A 21,668-nucleotide genomic window follows, 5' to 3' on the forward strand; every position below is an offset into this window, starting at 1 on the left:
GGGAGACCCTGCCCGTCACCTACCGGGCCATCGCTGGCCTCGTCTCCGACCGCAACACCACCGGCTGACACAAACCCCCAGCTCAGGCCCTCACGTCTCCAATGCAATCACGCACCAGCTCGTAAGAGCGACGCTGACCGATCGCCAAACACCCCCGGTCACCGTCAAGCGCAGGCAGTTGGTTATCCGGCTCCTGGCTGGGCGGTGCGAGTTGTGCGCGCGGACGGGCGCGATGGAAGTCCATCACGTCTCCAAGCTCGCCGACCTCGAAAAGCCGGGAAGAGATCGCCCCGAATGGGCGGATCTCATGGTGAGGCGGCGCCGCAAGACCCTCGTGGCGTGCAAGCCCTGTCACGAGGGCATCCACAGCCGATCTCGATGATCACGGGGTAGTCACGGGAAAGCGACGTGCGGTGAAAGCCGCATGCGTCGTTTGGGCTGGGGGTCGCCGGAAAAGGACCCGCTCCGCGGGCACCTCGCCGACGGCCCACCAGTACTGATCCGGCGCAGATCGTGCTCAGGTGGTCGGCCGATTTCCAGGCTCTTTCCTCTCCGTTCGGCCCGCCAGGCTGTCAGAGTCGGCTCCAGCAGTTCCCACCGGGCATCGGACAGGTCACTCGGATACGACCGCTGTCGGCGAGGCATGTTTCGGTAGTACCGATGCCAGCGGTCCTGCCACAGGGCGCAAACAGGCATGACCGGGGGCGTGTTGGGATCAGACAGGAGCAAAGGGACCTAAACGGACCCCCGGCTGTCGCCACCAGACGCAGACACCACAGCAATGGCCGGCAACCTCTACGGTTTTAGGCAGGGCGACCGCACAGAACGCATCCAAGCAAGCTCGACAAGGAAGTCCCGGCCGGCCTCGAGGTCCACCTGGTACTGGACAACTACGCCACCCACAAGACCCCGGCCATCAAGACCTGGTCGCTGGCACACCCACGGTTCCACCTGCACTTCACACCCACTGGATCGTCCCGGCTCAACCTGGTGGAGCGATGGTTCGCCGAGCTGACGAACAAGCAGATACGGCGAGGCGTCCACAGATCTGTCCAGGCCCTGGAGAAGGACATCCGGACCTGGATCGCCGCATGGAACACCGACTCCAGGCCCTACGTCTGGACCAAGACCGCAGACGAGATCCTCGAACGCCTCGCCAGCTATCTGAACAGAATTCCTGAGGGCAGGGGCTCGCCGGCGGCGAAGCCCGGAGGCACCAGGGCCGACAATCTCCATCGGAACCGCACACGCCTACACCATCAAGGTCATCGATCTCCAGGCGCCCGCGGCCCGGTCCGCTGCGCGCTCTGCGCGAGGCAGCCCCCGGGCTCGTCCTGCTCGACGGCACCCTGGCCGAATGCGACCGCCTCGGCGAGGGCCGGGCCGACTACGACCGTCAACCGGGCGCTGTCCAGGGCGCAGGCCTCGGTCGAGCGCGGAGTCGCCCGCCTGAAGTCCTGGCGCATCTTCCGTAGGGCGCGGTGCAGCCCGAATCGAATGACGTCAATCGCCGCAGCGGTCCTCGCCCTGGAGCGGCAACGCTGAAAGACCTCAGTGGGTCTGCGGCGTGGGTCTGCACGAAGGTGCCGACCCACGCCGCATCGAGCAGGGCACAGGCCACCCGGCCGAGCAGCATCCGGAGGGCGTACGTGACCAGGTGCGGAGAACGCGGGTCGGGCACGGCACCGACCGCCTCCAGGAGCGAGGGGGGCGCGGGCGTGCAGGACTCCCGAACACGACGCCGAGTTGATCGTGGAATCACGTGATCATGACGGGCCGCACCCTTCGACGTCCCCCTGCCCTCGTCCAAGATCCGAGCACGCATCATGCCCGCCCCAACGACAGAGGGGACATAGCGGGCGAATAGTCGATCCAGCCAACGAGCACGAGCGACTGAAGGATCGAGGCCGAAATCTATCCCCTTTCATCCGCACGAAGCCGAGGACGTAAGTGCATACGCCAACAACAAGAGGTGAGAAAGCGCCAGTAGTTCTCGAAGTCGCCGTTGTTGATGACGGTGCGCAGGAGGAGGATGGCCTCGACGTCGCCCATCCCTCACCTACCCTCTGTGTTCAGACGGCGTCCGTCGTAGCTAGGCACCAAGACTCGTGAGCAGATGCGCTGACAGGACCACCCGCCGGAAATCGTGGCCGGCCTAGTCCGACAATGGCGCCTGACGCAACGTAGCGATTGCAGAGAACCGTGGATCGGAAATTTCAGGTGAGTATAAAGCGACCGCTCGAAGCACTCACGCGCACGGCACCGAAGTTTCAGAGAAAGGCAAATGGGCGTAATGCGTTATAACCGGTGCCAGCTGCACACCCAGCTACCCCAAACACCGTCTGAAGGTCCTACCGCCACCTCGGCCGACGACCAGCGAGACAACCCGCTCGCACGCTCCTTGTCCGCCTGGCTCGCCGGTGAGGTCCGCCGGGCCATCGAACTGGCCGCCACACCCGGCGACGACGAGAACGACCCGAGGCTCGCCAAGATCTGGCACGCCCGGCTCCTGACCCGTGTCCGCGAACTTCCGGAAGCCACGCGGGTGCTCGACGAGTTGAGCACCTCGTACGACGTCACCGACGACGCGGGTGTTTCAGCCGCGTTGACCACCTGCCGCGCCGAGTTCGCGCTCGCGTCGGGTGACGCCGGCAGCGCGTTCGCCGAGGCGAACGTCGGCCTCGGGCTGGCCGAAGGGGCCGGCGCCTACGCCTTGCTGCCGGACCTGCACGTCGTCCTGGCGCTGAGCGCCGTCCGGCAGTCCGCCACATCGACCGGCCTGCGATTCGCGCGCAACCTGGGCGATGACGCTCTGCTCGGCCGCACTGCGCACATGCGCGGGCAGTGCGTGTGGGCCGTCGCTCAGGCGTTCGAGGCCGATGGCGGTCCGGCCTGCGTCAGTCACCTCGTCGAGCGCCTGATCTCCGACGACCAGCTGACGCAGGAACTCCTCGCGTCCCAGCCCGCCGCCGCGGCGTGGCTCGTCCGCCTCGCGCGAAGCATGGGAGACGAGCGACTCGCCTTCAAGTGTGTGGTGCGAGCCGAGTCGTTCATCGTGAAGTCGTGGGGTTTTCGTTCGCCCTACGCGGCGGCATTGCACGCCAAAGGGCTGTTCGAAAAGAATCCTGACAAACTGCGCGCCGCTTGCGAACTGTATCCGGACGGCTGGGCGTCGGCGTCGGCCGCCGAAGACCTGGCCCAGACGTGGTCCTCGCTGCGCCTGGGCCGGGATCGCGCCGCCGAACAGTTGAAACGCGCAGCCGCCGGTTACGAGCGGGCCGGTGCGGCCCGCGACCTCGCTCGGGTCGCGAGCAAGCTTCGTGAGCTCGGCGTGCGATCGGGCCGCGTGCGGCGGCCGATGCGCTGCGACGGACACCGCACCGGCTCCCTCACGGACACCGAGTTCGCGGTGGCCAACCTGGTGAGCCAGGGCCTGACGAACGCGCAGGTCGGCCGCCAGCTCTACATCTCCGCGCACACCGTGGCGTTCCATCTGAAGAAGATCTTCCGCAAGATGGAGGTCTCTTCGCGGGTGGAGCTGGCCCGCACGTGGGTTGACGTCACCTCGGATCAGCGAACCGTCGGCTGACGGCCGCCCAGCAGAGCCCCGAACGCGGGTCCGGCTCAGGCCGTGCCCGCGATCGAGGTCCGGATCAGCCGAGCAACAGCGCGTCCGCTCCGGCCGCCGGGTCGGGGTCGATGCGCAGGGTCGTCATCATCCGGGCCACCATCAGGTAGTGGCCCGCGACGAGCGTGAGTTCCACGACTTCCCGGTCGTCCAGGAACGCGCTGACCGACGAGTAGGTCGCGTCGTCGACCTCGTCGCGCACTACACCCGTCACGAAGTCGACCACGGCGCGCGGCAACGGCTCCAGCGCGTCGAGGTCACCCCGATCCAGCGCGTCGATCTGCTGCTGAGTCGCACCCACCGCCAGTGCGAGGGGCACGTGCTGGTCCCACTCGTAGCGGGCGGTGAGCTGCCCGACCCGCAGAATCGCCAGCTCGCGCAGCACCGGGTCCAGGGCGAGGTGGTTGAGCAGCGCTCCGCTGAAGCGCAGCCACGGCCGGAACACGGTCTCGGCGTGGGCCATCAATCCGAAAATGTGGAGCGACGGCAGTTTCGACAGCGGTTCGGCGATGGTTTCGGAAGCGGTGGAGGAAGTGAGATAGGGAATGCGCGCCATATCTCAAATGGTAAAGGAAATTCGGTCGCGGGTAAAGAAAAACTAGTTCCCCGATTCTTCCCGACCCGCACTCGCCGGCCCCGAAACGCCACCCTTTTCTGCCGCCGGAAATGCGGGCACCCACGGCAACCCCGGCCTACGGATACCCGCGCCGCAGCCGCTTTCACCGCACGTTCCCCAGCCATTCACCGACGGCCCTGGCGGTCGAGCTCACCTGCTCGGCTTCCAGCATGGTGAAGTGGTCACCAGGCACTTCGACGACCGAGTCCGCCGCGGCGGCCACTTCATCACGCCATTCGTCCCCTGCCCCGTGCGCGAGGGCCTGCGTCGAGCGGATGTACAGCGACGGCACCGAAATCCCCGCAGGCCGCCAGCCCCTGAGCAGATCGAGGTTCCACAGCTGAGCGGTGATCCGTTCGGACAGCGTGTCGAAGCCCATCCGGCGCACGTACTCGACCAGCCTGGTGCTCAACGCGTGCTGCAGGTCCTCGTCGTCGAACACGCCCCGCTCGCCCTTGAGATTCAAGGTGTAGGTGTCGAGCAGCACGAGGCCGGCGGGAGCCCGGCCACGAGCGTGCAGTTCCCGGGCGAGCTCGTACGCCACCACCCCACCGGAGGAGTGCCCGGCCAGGGAGAACTGCGTCTCACCCACGAATTCCTCGACCGTGTCGGCCAAACTGGTCACCAACGCGGCCCGGGTCGCGGGCAGGAGCTCGCCGGCGGCGAACCCCGGAGGCACCAGGGCCGACACCTGGTTTCCTCGGCCCGTGAGCTCCGCCGCGAACCGGAGGTAGACCTGTGGCCCGGTGGTCATGACGGTCGGGCACACGCAGATCAGGTGTGGTCCCTCCCCCGCGGGGGAGATGCGGACCACGGCCGGCTTCGCCTTCACCTGCGCCGGGTCGTCAAATTTCTCGCGCAACCGCGCGGCCTTGATCATGAGTTCTTCGCCGAGCTCCGGCCGGCCGTTCTCGATCGCCTGGAGGTAGAGCTCACCGAACAGGTCGTGGTGTTCCAATAGCGGACCACCGCCGTCGCCGGCCCGCGGCAGCTCGGACAACACCGTGTCCAGCTCCGTGGCCAGGCTGCGCAGGTCCGGGTGGTCGAACACCAGGGTCGCGGCCAGCTCCACGCCGGTTTTGGCCTGTAGTGAGTTGCGCAGTTCGACCGCCGTCAACGAGTCGAAACCCAGTTCGCCGAAGAGCCGGTCCGGATCGATCGACACACCCGAGGTGTGGCCCAGCACCGCCGCCACTGCCTCGCGGACCACGTCGATCAGCACCTCCTCGCGGTCCACTTCGGACAGCCCGGCGAGCCGCTGCCTCAGCCCCTCGCGATCGGGCTGGCTGTTGTCGGCCGCCCGCCGGCGTGGACCACCGGCCGGAGACCGCCACACCGCCGGGCTTTCCGGCCGAGCCCGCATCGCCCGCGCATCCAGCCGGGTCGCTGCCAGAACCGCTTCGCCGGTGCCCAGCGCCCGGTCGAAGAGCGCCATCTCCCGCGCCGCGGTCAACTCCGGCTCGCCCGCCCGGTCGTCCCAGGCGATCGACAGGCCCGGCAAGCCTTGATCACGGCGGTGCCGCGCCAGCGCGGCCAGAAACGCGGCGTCGCCGCCGTGCCCGCCGCTGCCCTCAAGGCCGGCGAACGACGAGAACATCACGAACAGTGCCAGATTCTGATCCCGGGTCAGTTCGTGCAGATGCCAAGCCGCGTCGACCGTCGGCCCCGGCACCGGGTCCGAACCCTCCTCGGGCAACGAGCGAGCCTCGGCGGTGTGCACGACGCCGATGAGCGGCTGATCCGCGGGACCCGAGGCCAGCACCTCGGCCAAGGCGCGCCGATCGGTCACGTCGCACGCGGTGACCGTGACTTCGGCGCCCTGCTGAGCCAATTCCGCCACCAGCTCCGCCGTTTCCGGCTCGTCCGGACCGCGTCGACCGAGCAGCAGCAAACGCCGGACACCGTGCTCGGCGACCAGATGCCGCGCGACCACGCGGGCCCGCTCACCATCGGTGATCACGACCGTGCCCGACACCAGTGACGTGACCGGTCCGTCGGTGTCGCCGGTCCGGGTGAGCCGGGCGGCGTGGAGCCGGCCCCGGCGCAGGGCCAGCTGCGGCTCGTCGGCGGCCACGACTCGCCCCAGCGCGTCGGCGTCGAGGTCGGCATCCGTGTCGAGCAGGATGAGCCGGCCCGGGTTCTCGGCCTGCACCGAACGCACCAGACCCCACACGGCGGCCGCGGCCACGTCGCTCACCGGCTCACAGGGCTCGACCGCGACGGCACCCCGCGTGAGCACCACCAGCGGGACGGCGGTGAACCGGTCCTCGTCCAGCCAGTGCCGCAGCTGGCCCCTGACCCGGCCGGTCATGTCGTGGGTGGACACCACGATGGCGTCCGGGTCACCGGACACGTTGAGCACGACCGCCTGCGGTGCCGTCTCTCGCTCGAAAGCGGCTTCGACCGTCAGCCACTCGCTCACCGGAGCCGCGGTGCCGGTGGTCTCGAGCCACTCCATCCGCAGCAGCGCCTCGTCGCCGGCGGTGCGGCTGCCTGCCACCGGGGCCCGCACGGCCAGCGAACCGATCGACAGCACCGGCATGCCGGTGTTGTCCGCGGCGGCCATCGCCACCTGGTCCGGCCCGAGACGCATCAGCGCCACCCGAAGCCGAGCCGCACCCGAGGCTCGCAACACCACGTCGGTGAACCGGAACGGCAACCGGCCGGAACCGACCGAGTCCGCGCCCGCGACAGCGACCGGATGTGAAGCGGCGTCCAGCAAAGCCGGATGGATCCCGAAAGAACCCGCCATCCCGCGGGCGGACTCGGGCAGATCCACCTCGGCGAAGATCCGGTCCCCGCTCTCCCAGGCTTCGGTCAGGCCCCGGAACACCGGCCCATATTCGAGCCCTAGGTCGGCGAGCCGGTCGTAGACCCGCTCGACATCCGCCGGCGTCGCGCCGGGCACCGGCCAGGTCCCGCTGACGGCTTGGAACAACCCGTCCGCCCGAGTCGGCAGCGAAGCCGCGCTCACCACGCCGGTGGCGTGCCGGGTCCAGGTCTCTGCACCGTCCGGGCGAGCGTGGATCGTGACGCTCCGCCGCCCTTCGGGTTCGGGGGCATCGGCACCGCCGACCACGACCTGAAGTTCCATGCCGCCTCGAACGGGCAGCACCAGCGGCGCTTCCAGCACCAGCTCGTCCAGCCGACCGCAGCCCACGCTGTCGCCGGCGCGGATCGCCAGCTCGACGTACGCCGCACCGGGCAACACCACCTCGTCAAGCACCGCGTGATCGGCGAGCCACGGGTGGGTCCGCAGGGACAGGCGGCTGGTGAAGACCACACCGTCGAACTGCGGCAACGACAGCACCGCCCCGAGCAACGGGTGGTCCGCGGACCGCAATCCGGCGGAGGCCTCGGTCCGGCCGCCGGCCGCGTTGGGCCAGAAGCGCTGCCGTTGGAAGGCGTAGGTCGGCAGGCTGATCCGGGTGCCTCCTCGACCGGCGAACGCCGTGGTCCAGTCCACGGCCACGCCTCGCGTGTACAGCTGTCCGATCGCCGACAACAGCGTCGATGTGTCGCTGTGCTCGCGCCGTAGGACCGGCGTCACCACCGTCCCCGGAGCACAGCTGCGCTGCGCCAGCGCGGACAGCACGCAGTCCGGACCCAGCTCGACCATCGCCGTCACACCCTGCTCGGCCAGCCACCGCACACCGTCGGCGAACCGCACCGGCACTCGGACCTGGCGGGCCCAGTACTCCGGCGAGCACAACTGCTCGGCCGTCGCCACCCGACCGGTCACATCGGACACCACCGGAATCCGCGGCTCCGCGAACCGCACCGACTCCAACACCCGCATGAACTCGCCCAGCATCGGGTCCAGCAACGCCGAATGGAACGCGTGCGACACCCGCAACCGCGACACCCGGCGGCCACGCTCGCCCACAGCCGCCACCACCCGGTCCACCTCGGCCCGAGGACCCGAGACCACCACCGAATCGTCGGTGTTCACCGCGGCCACCGACACGCCGTCCGGCAGCAGGTCCGCGATCTCGGCCTCGGAAATCTCCAGTGCGGCCATCACGCCGCCGGATGGCAACGCCTGCATCAACCGCGCCCGCGCGGCCACCACCCGACACGCGTCAGCCAGCGACCACACACCTGACACGTACGCCGCGGTCACCTCACCGATCGAATGCCCCAGCAGGTAATCCGGGGTCACGCCGAAGGCTCGCAGCACCTCGAACAACGCGGCTTCCACCACGAACAGAGCCGGCTGCGCCCACCCTGTCTCATTGATCAGCTCCGCGTCCTCGCCCCACATCACCTCACGCAACGGCCGATCCAGCAACGGATCCAGCTCCGCGAGGATCTCCTCCACCGCGGCGGCGAAAACCGGGGACTGGTCGAACAAGCCCCGGGCCATCCCCACCCGCTGAGCACCCTGCCCCGTGAACAGCACACCCAGCCGAGTGCCCGGCCGAACCGTACCGGGCACGGATTCACCGGCCGCGACCGCACGCAGGCCCGCCAATAGCTCGGCCCGCTCGCCGCCCACGACCACGGCGCAGTGGTCGAACACCGCCCGCGAACCGACCAGCGACCAGCCCACATCCACCGGACGCAAGGTCGGGTCCGCCGCCACGAACCCCAGCAACCTGGACGCCTGAGCCCGCACCGCCTCAGCCGACTTGCCGGACAGCACCCACGGCACCACAGCGCCGGTGTCGGCGGCCGGGACAACGTCGGTGCGGGCGGGAGCCTCGAGGATCACGTGCGCGTTGGTGCCGCTGATCCCGAACGAGGACACGCCGGCCCGACGCGGACGGCCGGTTTCGGGCCACGGTACCGCTTCGGTCAGCAGCCGCACGTCACCCTGGGTCCAGTCGACCTGGGTGGAGGGCCGGTCCACGTGCAACGTCCTGGGCAGCACTCCGTGGCGCAGCGCCATCACCATCTTGATCACGCCGCCGACGCCCGCGGCCGCCTGCGCGTGGCCGATGTTCGACTTCAACGACCCCAGCCACAACGGCCGGCCCTCGGGCCGGTCCTGACCGTACGTGGCCAGCACCGCCTGCGCCTCGATCGGGTCGCCGAGCCGGGTGCCCGTGCCGTGGGCTTCCACGGTGTCGATGTCCGCAGTGGACAGTCCGGCCGCCGCGAGCGCCTGGCGGATCACCCGTTGCTGCGACGGACCATTCGGAGCCGTCAACCCGTTCGACGCACCGTCCTGGTTCACCGCGCTCGACCGGAAAACAGCTAGGACCTCGTGCCCGTTTCGGCGGGCCTCGGACAGCCGTTCCATCACGACGACACCGACGCCCTCGGCCCAGCCGGCGCCGTCGGCGGCGTCGGAGAAGGACTTGCAGCGGCCGTCCGCGGCCATTCCGCCCTGCACGGTGAAGCCGACGAACGTGTCCGGCGAGGCCATCACGGTCACCCCTCCGGCCAGCGCCAGCGAGCACTCGCCCGCCCGCAACGCCTGCGCCGCCAGGTGCATCGCCACCAACGACGACGAACACGCCGTGTCCACACTCACCGCCGGGCCCTCCAGACCGAGCGTGTAGGACACCCGGCCGGAAATCACGCTGGTCGCGCCACCCGTCATCTGGTGGCCCAGCAGCTGGTCGCTGCTGCGGGCGACCATTTCGCCGTATCCGGACTGGTACGCGCCGGCGAACACGCCGGTCGAGCTGCCCGCCAGCGAGGTCGGATCGATTCCCGCCTGCTCCAGGGCCTCCCACGACACCTCCAGCAGCAACCGCTGCTGCGGATCCGTGGCGAGCGCCTCTCTCGGCGAGATCCGGAAGAACGCCGCGTCGAACTCGTCGACACTGGCGAGGAACCCGCCCTCACCCGTCGCTGAGGTTCCGGAACCAGGCCCCTCACGCCCGATCAGGGTGTCCAGGTTCCAGCCGCGATCGGCCGGGAAGGGGGTGACGCCGTCGGCGCCATCGGCGACCAGCCGCCACAAGTCGTCCGGACCCGCGACACCACCCGGGAACCGGCAGCCCATCCCGACCAGCACGATCGGATCGTCGGAAACCGACACCGCCGCTGGCACCGCGGTCGGCTCCGCCGGCTGCTCGGCACCGAACCCGGCAGCCAGGTGTCTCGCCAGCCGCGTGACCGTCGGATAGTCGAACACCACGCTCGCCGCCAGCACCGCACCCGTCTTGGCCCGCAGCAGATTCCGCAGCTCCACCGACGTCAGCGAGTCGAAGCCCAGCTCCCGGAACGGTCGGTCCGCGTCGATCTGTGCCCCCGAGCCGTGGCCCAGCACCGCCGCGGCGGACTCCCGGACCAGCTCCGCCAGCGCCTGCTCACGCTCCCCCACCGACAGTTCCGCCAACCGCTGCCCCAGCCCGCCCCGACCGTCACGGGTGTTGTCGGCAGTGCGGCGCGGCACGGCGCCGACGAGCGACCGCCACAGGGCCGGCACGTCCTGCTGAGCCCGCAACGCCCGTGCGTTCAGCCGGGCCAGTCCGAGCACCGGCCGGCTGGAGCGCATCGCCCGGTCGAACAGGTCCATGCCCTGCGCCACCGAAAACGGCGGCAGGGCCGACCGTTCGATGCGGCGAAGGTCCGCCGAGGACAAGGTGCCCACCAGCCCGACCTCGGTCGTCCAGGCGCCCCAGGCCATCGACGAGCCCGGCAGCCCCTGCTCACGACGGTGCTGCACCAAACCGTCGAGGAACACGTTGCCCGCGGCGTAGTTGGCCTGGCCGCCGCTGCCCAGAAGCCCGGCGAGAGAAGAAAACACCACGAAGAACGACAGGTCCAGATCCCGCGTCAGCTCGTGGAGGTGCCACGCCGCGTCGACCTTCGGCGCCAGCACGCGATCGAGCTGATCCGGCGAGAGCGAGCCGAGTACGCCGTCCTCGAGGATCGCGGCGGTGTGCACCACCCCGGTCACCGGTCGCTCCGCCGGAACCCCGGCCAGCACCGCGGCCAGGGCTTCCCGATCCGTCAGGTCGCACGCCGCGAACGTCACCGTCGCGCCCTGCGCCGCCAACTCGGTGACCAGCGCTGGAGCACCCGGCGCGGCCGAGCCGCGCCGACTGACGAGCAGCAGGTGCCGGACACCGTGCTCGTCGGCCAGGTGGCGGGCCAGGGCACCGCCCAGGCCGCCGGCGCCGGTGATCACGACCGTGCCCGAAGAGTCCGGTGCCCGTGGGACGGTGAGCACCAGCTTGCCGACGTGCTTGGCCTGGCTCATGAACCGGAAGGCGTCCTGGGCCTGGCGCACGTCCCAGCTGCGCACCGGCAACGGCCGCAGCACACCGGCCTCGAACAAGCTCACCAGTTCCCGCAGCATCTGCTGGATGCGTTCGAACCCGGCGTCGGTCAGTTCGAACGCCTGGTAGTTCAAGTCGGCGCAACGGTCCCGCAGGTCCTCGGCCGAGCGGATGTCGGACTTGCCCATCTCGACGAAGCGGCCGGACGGCACGAGCAGGTCCAGCGAGGCGTCCACGAACTCGCCAGCCAGCGAGTTGAGCACCACATCGACGCCGCGCCCGTCCGTGGCAGCGCGGAAGCGCTCCCGGAAGTCCAAGGTCCGCGACGAAGCCACCCGGCTTTCGTCGACACCCCACTCGTGCAGGACACCCCATTTGCCTTCGCTCGCGGTTGCGTAGACCTCCGCGCCGAGGTGCCGGCCGAGCTGGATGGCCGCCAGGCCCACGCCACCGGCACCGGCGTGCACGAGCAGCGACTCACCCGCCCGCAGACCCGCGAGATCCACCAAGCCGTAGTACGCCGTCAGGAACACGATCGGAACCGAGGCGGCGACGGCGAACGACCAGCCGGCCGGGATCACCGTCAGCAACCGCCGGTCGGTCACGGCCACCGGGCCGAAGCCGCCGAAGGCCAGGCCCATCACCCGGTCGCCGATCGCCAGCCCGGTCACCTCCGGGCCGACCTCGGTGACCACCCCGGCGACCTCACTGCCCAAGGGGCCGGCCTGACCGCGGTACATGCCGAGGGCGTTGAGCACGTCGCGGAAGTTCAGGCCGGCCACGCGCACCTCGATCCGGACCTGCCCGGGCCGCAGGGGATTCGTCACCTCGGGACACGGCACCAACGCGAGATTCTCCAGCGTGCCCTTCTCCACGGACTCCAGCCGCCAGGCTTCCGTCTCCGGTGCGACCAGGTCGTCCGCCGGCCGGACCCTCGTCAGACGGGCAGCGTGCAGTTGCGTGCCGCGCAACGCGAGCTGCGGCTCGTCGGTGCTCAGAACCCGGCCCAGGGCATCGTGGTCCAGCTCGGTGTCGGTGTCGAGCAGGACGATCCGGCCGGGGTTCTCGGTCTGCGCCGAGCGCACCAGCCCCCACACCGCCACTGCGGCCAGATCCCGCACCGGCTCGCCGACCTCGACCGTGACCGCGCCCCGAGTCGCCACCACCAGCGGGATCGAGGCGAAGCGATCCTCGGCCAGCCAGTGCTGCAGCTGCCCCAGCACCCAGGCGGTCAGTTCGTGAACGGAGTCCACCACCGCGTCCCGGTCGCCGGCCACAGCCAGTACCACCGCCTGCGGACGAGCACCGTCCGCCGGTGCGGCACTGACCTCGGCGAGGTCGGCGTACGCGGTGCCGGTCGAACTCGCGCGATCGACCAGGAGCCAGTCCGCCACCGGCACTGGCACCACCGGACCCTCGGCGGCGATCCAGCCGACCTTCAGCAGAGCACCGTCACCCGGGACGACGGCGAGGCTGCCGGTCGACGCGGCCCGCACAGCCAGCGAGCCGATCGACAACACCGGTGAGCCGCTGCTGTCGGCCACCACGACGCCGACCTCGTCGGGTCCGGTCCGGGTCAACGCCACCCGGAGCCGGGACGCACCCGAGGCGCGCAATACCACGCCGGTGAAGCTGAACGGCAACGCTCCTCGCGCTTCCAGCCCCGCGAAGACCGAGGCGTGCAACGCCGCGTCCAGCAGCGCCGGATGGATCCCGAACGACTCGGCCGGACCACGCCCGGACTCCGGCAGCTCGACCTCGGCCAGAACCCGGTCCCCGTACTGCCAGGCCCGGGTGAGCCCCCGGAACACCGGGCCGTACCGGAGGAAACCCTCGTCGGCGAGCCTGTCGTAGAAGTAGTCGGTGTCGAGTGCCGTCGCGCCCGGCCCGGGCCAGTCGCGGCTCACCGGGTCGAACAGCTCGGTGCCGCCTGCCTCACCCGAGCCTGCGCTCACCACGCCCGTGGCATGGCGGGTCCAGGACTCTTCGCCGTCCACTCGCGCATACACCGCGACGCTGCGCGCTTCGGCCGCGGCAGGCGCATCGAGGGCCCCCACGACCACCTGCAGCTGAACCCCGGCGTGCGCGGGCAGGACGAGCGGCGCCTCCAGCACGAGCTCGTCGACGCGGTCACACCCGACGCTGTCGCCTGCCCGGATCGCCAGCTCCACGTACCCGGTGCCGGGGAAGACCACCGCGTCCCGCACCGCGTGATCCGCCAGCCACGGGTGCGTCCGCAGGGAAAGCCGGCTGGTGAACACCACCCCGTCGGTCTGCGGCAGCGGCAGCATCGCCCCCAGCAGCGGGTGGTCCGCGGCCGTCAGCCCGGCCGCGGACACATCGACCCGGCCGCCGGTCGTGTCCGGCCAGAACCTCCGGCGTTGGAAGGCGTACGTCGGCAACGGGACCCGCCGCGCACCGCGGTCGGCGAACACTCGCGCCCAGTCCACCTCGGCGCCCAGAGCACACGCGTGGGCCACCGACAAGACCACTCGCCGCAGGGTTCCTGAGTCGCGGCGGAGTGTTCCCACCGCGGCCACGGGTTTCCCTCGCTGCTGCGCGATGTCCTGCACCGCGGGGACCAGCACCGGATGCGGACCGACCTCGATCACCAGGTCGGGACCAGCGTCGAGAGCGGCCCCGAGCGCCGTTTCGAACAGGACCGGGTTGCGCAGGTTGTCGTACCAGTACCGAGCGTCCCACGACGCGGTGTCCGCGAGCTGCCCGGTCACCGACGAGTACACCGGAACCGTCGACGAGCGGGGGCTGACCGGGGCCAGGTCCGCCAGCAGCCGATCCTCGATCCGCTCCACCGACGGCGAGTGCGAGGCGTAGTCCACCGCGATCCGGCGCGCCTGGATCCCGTCGCCTTCGCAGTCGGCCAGCAACCGGTCGAGGGCGCCCGGCTCCCCGGCGACCACCACGGATGCCGGGCCGTTGATCGCGGCCACCGAAACCGCCGGCCGTTGCGAGATCAGTTCCCCGACCTCGGTGACCGCCATCGGCAAGGCCACCATGCCCCCACCACCGGCCAGGGTGTCGGCGATCGCCCGGCTGCGGAGCACCACAACACGAGCACCGTCCGACAAGGACAGAGCACCGGCCACACACGCGGCCGCGATCTCACCCTGCGAGTGCCCCACCACCGCGGCCGGCTCGACCCCGAACGACCGCCACACCGCCGCCAACGACACCATCACCGCCCACAGCACCGGCTGCACGACGTCGGCTCGCGCCAACGCGGCCTCGTCACCGAGCATCTGCTCCAGCGACCAGTCGACGAACGGCGCCAACGCCTCCGCACACTCGCGCATCGACTCGGCGAACACCGGCGACTCGGCCAGCAGGTCCTGAGCCATCCCCACCCATTGGGCGCCCTGGCCCGGGAACACGAACACCACTCCGTCACCGGCCCGGGCGACGCCTTCGGTGAGACCCGCGGCGGGTTCGCCGGCGGCGACAGCGCGCGCTCCGGTCAGCAGCTCGTCCTGACCGGTGCCCACGACAACAGCCCGGTGCTCGAACACCGTCCGCGAGTCGATCAGCGACCAGCCCACATCCACCGGACGCCACGGCGCATCGGATTCGAGGTGCGCCAGCAAGCGCGCTGCCTGCGCCCGCAGCGCCTCTTCCGTCTTGCCGGACAGCACCCACGGCACGACACCGCCGGGGTCGACGCCGGGTGAGGCGGCGGCGGTGGCGGCCGCTTCGAGGATGACGTGCGCATTGGTGCCGCTGACGCCGAACGAGGACACCCCGGCCCGCCGAGGGTGATCTGTTTCCGGCCACGGCACCGACTCCGTCAGCAGCCGGACGTCGCCTTGCGCCCAATCCACCTGCGTCGACGGCACGTCCACGTGCAGCGTTTTCGGCAACACACCTCGCCGCAACGCCATGACCATCTTGATCACACCACCGACACCGGCCGCCGCTTGCGTGTGGCCGATGTTCGACTTCAACGAGCCCAGCCACAACGGCCGCTCCGCGGGCCGATCCTGGCCGTAGGTCGCCAGCAACGCCTGCGCCTCGATCGGATCACCGAGCTTCGTACCCGTACCGTGGGCTTCCACGGCATCGATGTCCGAAGCAGACAGTCCTGCCGCGGCCAGTGCTTGCCGGATCACCCGTTGCTGCGAAGGACCGTTCGGCGCCGTCAACCCGTTCGACGCACCGTCCTGGTTCACCGCGCTCGAGCGCAGCACAGCCAGAACTTCATGATCGTTCCGCCGGGCATCGGAGAGCCGCTCCAGCACCACCACGCCGACGCCCTCGGCCCAGCCGGTGCCGTCGGCCGCATCCGCGAACGACTTGCACCGCCCGTCGGCGGCCAGGCCACCCTGCACGCTGAAGCCGACGAATGTGTCCGGTGAAGCCATGAGCGTGACACCACCGGCCAGCGCGAGCGAGCACTCCCCCGCCCGCAATGCCTGAGCCGCCAAGTGCATGGCCACCAACGACGACGAACAGGCCGTGTCCACGCTCACCGCAGGGCCTTCCAAGCCCAGTGTGTAGGCGATCCGGCCGGAAATCACACTGCCTGCGCCGCCGGTGAGGGCGTGGCCCAGCAGCTGTCCGTCGGAGCGGGAAACCAGCTCGGCGTACCCGGACTGGTACGCGCCGACGTACACGCCGGTCGAGCTGCCGGCCAGGGACGCGGGCTTGATCCCGGCCTGTTCCAAGGCTTCCCACGACACCTCCAGCAGCAACCGCTGCTGCGGGTCGGTGGCCAGCGCCTCCCGCGGCGAGATCCGGAAGAAGGCCGCGTCGAAGTCGCCGACCTCGTCGATGAACCCGCCTTCCCCGGTCGCGGACGATCCGGAGCCGTCGAGTCCCAGCAACACGTCCAGGTTCCAGCCGCGATTGGCCGGGAACGGGGTAATTCCGTCGGCGCCATCGGCGACCAGGCGCCACAGCTCCTCCGGACCCGACACCCCACCCGGGAACCGGCACGCCATCCCCACCAGCACAACGGGATCGTCGGCGACCGACACCAACTCCCGCACGGCGGACGGCACCTCCGGGCGCACGTCGCCGAACTCGGCCGCCAGGTAACGCGCGACGTGGCCGACGGTCGGGTAGTCGAACACCAGGCTCGCGGGCATCGCCAGCCCGGTCCTGGCCTGCACCAGATTCCGCAGCTCGACCGCGGTCAGCGAGTCGAAGCCCAGCTCGCTGAACGGCTGGTCCGCCTCGATCCGCGCCTCCGGCGCGTGACCGAGCACGGCTGCGGCGCTGTCCCGGACGAGACCGATCAGCAGCCGCAGTCCGTCAGCTTCGGACAGTCCGGCGAGCCGCTGTCGCAGGCCGTCCTGGCCGCCGGTCCCGTCGTCCGCCCGCCGGCGGCGCACGCCACCGGCGAGCGAACGCCACACGGGCGCGACCTCCGTCTGAGCGCGCAACGCGGACAGGTTCAACCGGGTCAGCACCAGCACGGGCCGATCGGTGACCAGTGCACGCTCGAACAGCTCCATGCCCTGCGCGGGCGTCAGCGGCGGGATCGCCGAGCGGGCGATGCGCCGACGGTCCCCGTCGGACAACGTGCCGGTCATGCCGATCTCCGTGGTCCACGGACCCCACGCCATCGACAGCCCCGGCAGCCCGGCGTGCCGACGCTGCTGCATCAACGCGTCCAGGAACACGTTGCCCGCCGCGTAGTTCGCCTGCCCGCCGCTGCCGAGCGAGCCGCCGATGGAGGAGAACACCGCGAACAGCGAGAGATCGAGGTCCCGGGTCAGTTCGTGCAGGTGCCACGCCGCGTCCACCTTCGGCGCCAGCACCCGGTCGACCTGCTCCTGTGACAAGGAACCGAGCACGCCGTCGTCGACCACACCGGCCGTGTGGACGACACCGGTCACCGGCCGCTCCGGCGGAACCGCCCCCAGCACCTCCGCGAGGGCCTGCCGGTCCGTCACGTCGCACGCCGCGACGGTCGCCTCCGCTCCCTGCGCCGCCAACTCCCCGACCAGGTCCGCGGCTCCCGCGGCGGCCATTCCCCGACGGCTGAGCAGCAACAGGTGCCGGACTCCGCGCGCACTGACGAGGTGCCGGGCCACGACACCGCCCAGAGCGCCGGTCCCACCGGTGATCACCACGGTGCCCGGCTCGGGCGGCGCGAAGGCGTGCTCGCCGGGCTCGGTGCGGACGAGCCGGGCCGCGTGCATCCGGCCTTCGCGGATCACCACCTGCGGTTCGCCCGAGGCCAGGACCCGGCTCACGGTCGCGGTGTCCGGCTCGGCGTCCGAGTCGAGCAGCACGAACCGGCCAGGATTCTCCGTCTGGGCCGACCTCACCAGGCCCCACACCGCGGCCGCGGCCAGGTCCCGCACCCCTTCATCCGGCCCGGCGGCGACGGCTCCCGAAGTCAGGACCACCAGCGGGACAGCCGAAAACCGGCCGCTGGCCAACCAGTGCTGCAGCAGCCGCAGGACGCGTCCGGTCAGCTCGTGGGTCGACTCCACCACCGCGTCCGCGGCACCGGACACGGCCAGCACCACCGCCTGCGGTACCGGCCTCTCCTCGCCGGGCGCGGTCAGGTCCGCGAAGCGAGCGTCGTCCGGGCCGGCCAGCAGCCAGTCACGCAGATCCGCGCCGGCCGCCGGAGTGATCCCGGCCCACTCCACGGCGAGGACGGACCGGTCGCCCGTGCTGGGGGTCGCACTGTCCATCCGCCGCGCGATCACCGACCCGATCGACAACACCGGCAGTCCCGCGCCGTCCGCCACGGCGACCGAGATCTCGTCCGGGCCGGTCCGGGTCAAGGCCACGCGGAGCCGCGCCGCGCCGGACGCGCGCAACACCACGTCGCCGAAGGCGGCCGGGACCGCCGCGCTCTGCGCCGGCTGCGCGAAGGCCGCCGTCCGCAGAGCCGCGTCCAGCAGCGCCGGGTGGATACCGAAGGACGCTGCCAGATCGTGCTCGGACTCCGGCAGCTCGACTTCGGCGAACACCTGGTCGCCGCGGGTCCAGACCCCGGTCACGTCGGGGACGAGCGGGCCGCGCCCAGAGGTGTCGCCGAGGTCCACGGCCGTCGCACCGGGCACCGGCCATTCCCTCCCCAATGCGGCAACCGGGTCGTCACCGTCTGCATCGGACGATCCGGTGCTCAGCGTCCCCGTGGCATGCCGGGTCCAGGTCTCCTCACCGTCCGGCCGGGCGTACACCGCCACCTCGCGGCGCCCATCCACGCGGTCGCCGACCACAACCTGCAGCTGAACACCGCCGCGAGCGGGCAGCGCCAGCGGAGTCTCCACCACCAGCTCGTCCAGCCGGTCGCACCCGGCGCTGTCACCGGCGCGCACGGCCATCTCGACGTAGGCGGTGGCCGGCAGAACCGCCGAGCCTCCCACCGGGTGCTCGGCCGGCCACGGATACGTGCGCCGGGACAGACGGCTGGTGAACACGAACCCGTCCGTCTGCGGAAGCGACAGCATCGCACCCAGCAACGGGTGCTCCGCGGCGGTCAGCCCGGCCGAGGACACGTCGGCCGCCCGGTTCGAGCCGTCGAGCCAGTAGCGCTCATGCCGGAACGCGTACGGCGGCAACGGAATCCGCGCGGCGGCCTGCCCGGCGAAGAGAGTGCTCCAGTCCACCGGCACGCCCTGCGCGTGCAGCTGCGCGAGGGCCGCCACCACCGTCGCGGCCTCGCTGCGTTCGGAGGTTCCCTGCCGGCGCAGCATCGGCACCGCGACGGACGCGCAGCTCTGCCGCGCCAGGCCCGACAGGACCCCGTCCGGGCCCAGCTCGACCATCGCCGCGACGCCGTGGCCGGCCAGCCACCGCACACCGTCGGCGAACCGCACCGCCGACCGCACCTGCCGCACCCAGTACTCCGGCGAACACAACTCCTCGTCGGACGCCCGCTCCCCGGTCAGATTGGACACCACGGGAATCCGCGGCGGCGCAAACCGCACCGATCCCAGAACCTGCCGGAAGTCCTCCAGCATCGGATGCGTCAACGACGAGTGGAACGCGTGCGACACCCGCAACCGCGTCACCTTGGCACCACGAGCGGACACGACCGCGACGACTGAGTCCACGGCTTCTCGCGGCCCCGAGACCACCACCGAATCCGCGGTGTTGACCGCGGCGATCGACACGGTTTCGGGCAGCAGTCCGGCGATCTCCGCCTCGGGCAGCCCGACGGCGGCCATCGCTCCGCCGGACGGCAACGCCTGCATCAACCGCGCCCGCGCCGCCACCACCCGGCACGCGTCACCGAGCGACCACACCCCGGCCACGTACGCGGCCGTGACCTCGCCGATCGAATGCCCCAGGAGATGGGCCGGGGTCACGCCGAACGCGCGCAGCACCTCGAACAGAGCCGCCTCGACCGCGAACAACGCCGGCTGCGCCCACCCCGTCTCGTTGATCAGCTCCGCGTCCTCGCCCCACATCACCTCACACAACGGTCGACTCAGCAACGGATCCAACTCCGCGAGAACCCCGTCCAACGCCGCCGCGAACACCGGCGACTCCCCATAGAGCCCACGCGCCATCCCCACCCGCTGCGCACCCTGGCCCGTGAACAGGACACCGAGTTTGGCCCCGCTCCGGGCAGTACCCAGCACCACGTTCGCGGCGGGCTCGCCGTCCGCCGTGGCGCGCAGGCCCGCCATCAGCTCGGTCCGGTCGCCGCCCACCACCACGGCGCGGTGGTCAAAAGCCGCGCGTGAGGTGAGCAACGACCAGCCCACGTCGGACGGGCTCAGCGCCGGCTCCGCCTGGAGCCGTTCGAGCAATCGGGCCGCTTGGGCCCGCACGGCGTCGGCCGACTTGCCCGACACCACCCACGGCACCATGCCCTCGACGGCAGGCGGCCCGGAAGGCGGTCCGGCGGGACCGACAGCGGCTTCGCCTGCGGCTTCGAGGATCACGTGGGCATTCGTGCCGCTGACGCCGAACGACGACACCCCGGCCCGGCGGGGGCGGCCGGTCTCCGGCCACGGCATCGCCTCCGTGAGCAGGCGTACGTCGCCCTGGGACCAGTCCACCTGCCTCGACGGTTCGTCCACGTGCAGCGTCTTCGGCAGTATCCCGTGCCGCAGCGCCAGCACCGTCTTGATCACACCACCGATGCCGGCGGCAGCCTGGGCGTGTCCGATGTTCGACTTCAACGACCCCAGCCACAACGGCCGGCCCTCGGGCCGGTCCTGACCATAGGTCGCCAGCACCGCCTGCGCCTCGATCGGATCACCGAGCCTCGTCCCGGTGCCGTGCGCCTCGACCACATCGACGTCCGCAGCGGACAGACCGGCCGCAGCCAACGCCTGGCGGATCACGCGCTGCTGCGACGGACCATTCGGCGCCGTCAAACCGTTCGACGCACCGTCCTGATTCACCGCACTCGACCGCAGCACCGCCAGCACCTCATGGCCGTGCCGACGCGCATCCGACAACCGCTCCAGCACCACCACGCCGGCGCCCTCCGCCCACCCGGTGCCGTCGGCGCCGTCGGAGAAGGACTTGCACCGGCCGTCCGCGGCGAGCCCGCCCTGTGCGGTGAAACCCAGGAACATGCCGGGTGAGGCCATCACCGTGACCCCACCGGCGAGAGCCAGCGTGCAGTCCCCGGCCCGCAGCGCCTGCGCGGCCAGGTGCATCGCCACCAGCGACGACGAACACGCCGTGTCCACACTCACCGCCGGGCCCTCGAGCCCGAGCGTGTAGGCGATCCGTCCCGAGATCACGCTGCCCGCGCCGCCGGTGATCTGGTGGGCCCGCAACTGCTCGCCGCCCCGGGCGACCAGCTCGGCGTAGCCGGACTGGTAGGCGCCGGTGAACACGCCAGTCCGGCTTCCGGCCAGCGAACTCGGGTCGATGCCCGCGTGTTCGAGGGCTTCCCACGACACCTCCAGCAGCAACCGCTGCTGCGGGTCGGTGGCCACCGCCTCTCTCGGCGAGATCCGGAAGAACGCGGCGTCGAACTCGCCCGGCTCGTCCAGGAACCCGCCCTCGCCGGTCGCCGAGGTCCCGGAACCGGAGCCGTCCGGGCCCAGCAGAGTGTCCAGGTCCCAGCCTCGGTCCGCGGGGAACGGGCCGACGCCGTCCACGCCGTCGGCGACCAGCCGCCACAGATCCTCGGGCCCGCGCACCCCGCCCGGGAACCGGCACGCCATTCCCACGAGCGCGATCGGCTCGTTCGTGGCCTCCACCAGTGCCCGGTTCTCTTCGCGCAGCCGGCTGTTGGCCAGCAACGAAACACGGAGCGCCTCCGTCAACTTGTCCACGGGCACAGTCATCGTGACCT

General features: G+C 70.9%; 4 protein-coding genes and 3 pseudogenes. 4 read left to right on the forward strand and 3 right to left on the reverse strand.

All coding sequences use genetic code 11. The features are described from left to right. The first annotated feature begins 211 nt into the window (after positions 1–211). Positions 212–382, forward strand: coding sequence for a hypothetical protein (locus ACFVT1_RS38920; RefSeq protein ID WP_389804989.1), 171 nt, complete (start codon positions 212–214; stop codon positions 380–382). A 169-nt stretch (positions 383–551) separates the two neighbouring features. Here the strand turns inward: ACFVT1_RS38920 and ACFVT1_RS38925 are convergent. Further along, a pseudogene (locus tag ACFVT1_RS38925) lies at positions 552–645 on the reverse strand (IS5/IS1182 family transposase); the annotation flags it as partial. Positions 646–837: 192 nt separating this feature from the next. Here ACFVT1_RS38925 and ACFVT1_RS38930 point away from each other — a divergent pair. The 3 genes and pseudogenes from ACFVT1_RS38930 to ACFVT1_RS38940 all read left to right on the forward strand — a co-directional run. After that, a pseudogene (locus ACFVT1_RS38930) lies at positions 838–1,176 on the forward strand (transposase); the annotation flags it as partial. A 37-nt stretch (positions 1,177–1,213) separates the two neighbouring features. Beyond that, positions 1,214–1,545 (forward strand): annotated as a pseudogene (locus ACFVT1_RS38935) (IS5/IS1182 family transposase); the annotation flags it as partial. An 856-nt stretch (positions 1,546–2,401) separates the two neighbouring features. Then, positions 2,402–3,589, forward strand: coding sequence for a LuxR C-terminal-related transcriptional regulator (locus tag ACFVT1_RS38940; RefSeq protein WP_389804982.1), 1,188 nt, complete (start codon positions 2,402–2,404; stop codon positions 3,587–3,589). Positions 3,590–3,653: 64 nt separating this feature from the next. Here ACFVT1_RS38940 and ACFVT1_RS38945 read toward each other — a convergent pair whose 3' ends face one another. Next, positions 3,654–4,184 carry a carboxymuconolactone decarboxylase family protein gene (locus ACFVT1_RS38945; protein ID WP_389804984.1) on the reverse strand — a complete coding sequence of 177 codons (531 nt, stop codon included), beginning with the start codon at positions 4,182–4,184 and terminating at the stop codon, positions 3,654–3,656. A gap of 163 nt (positions 4,185–4,347) precedes the next feature. Next, the gene (locus tag ACFVT1_RS38950; RefSeq protein WP_389804992.1) at positions 4,348–21,654 is read right to left on the reverse strand and encodes an SDR family NAD(P)-dependent oxidoreductase; all 17,307 of its coding nucleotides are present in this window, start codon (positions 21,652–21,654) and stop codon (positions 4,348–4,350) included. Positions 21,655–21,668: the final 14 nt, after the last annotated feature.

Origin of the sequence: Streptomyces sp. NPDC057963 (genome assembly GCF_042887155.1) — a bacterium.
Taxonomy (GTDB): domain Bacteria; phylum Actinomycetota; class Actinomycetes; order Streptomycetales; family Streptomycetaceae; genus Streptomyces.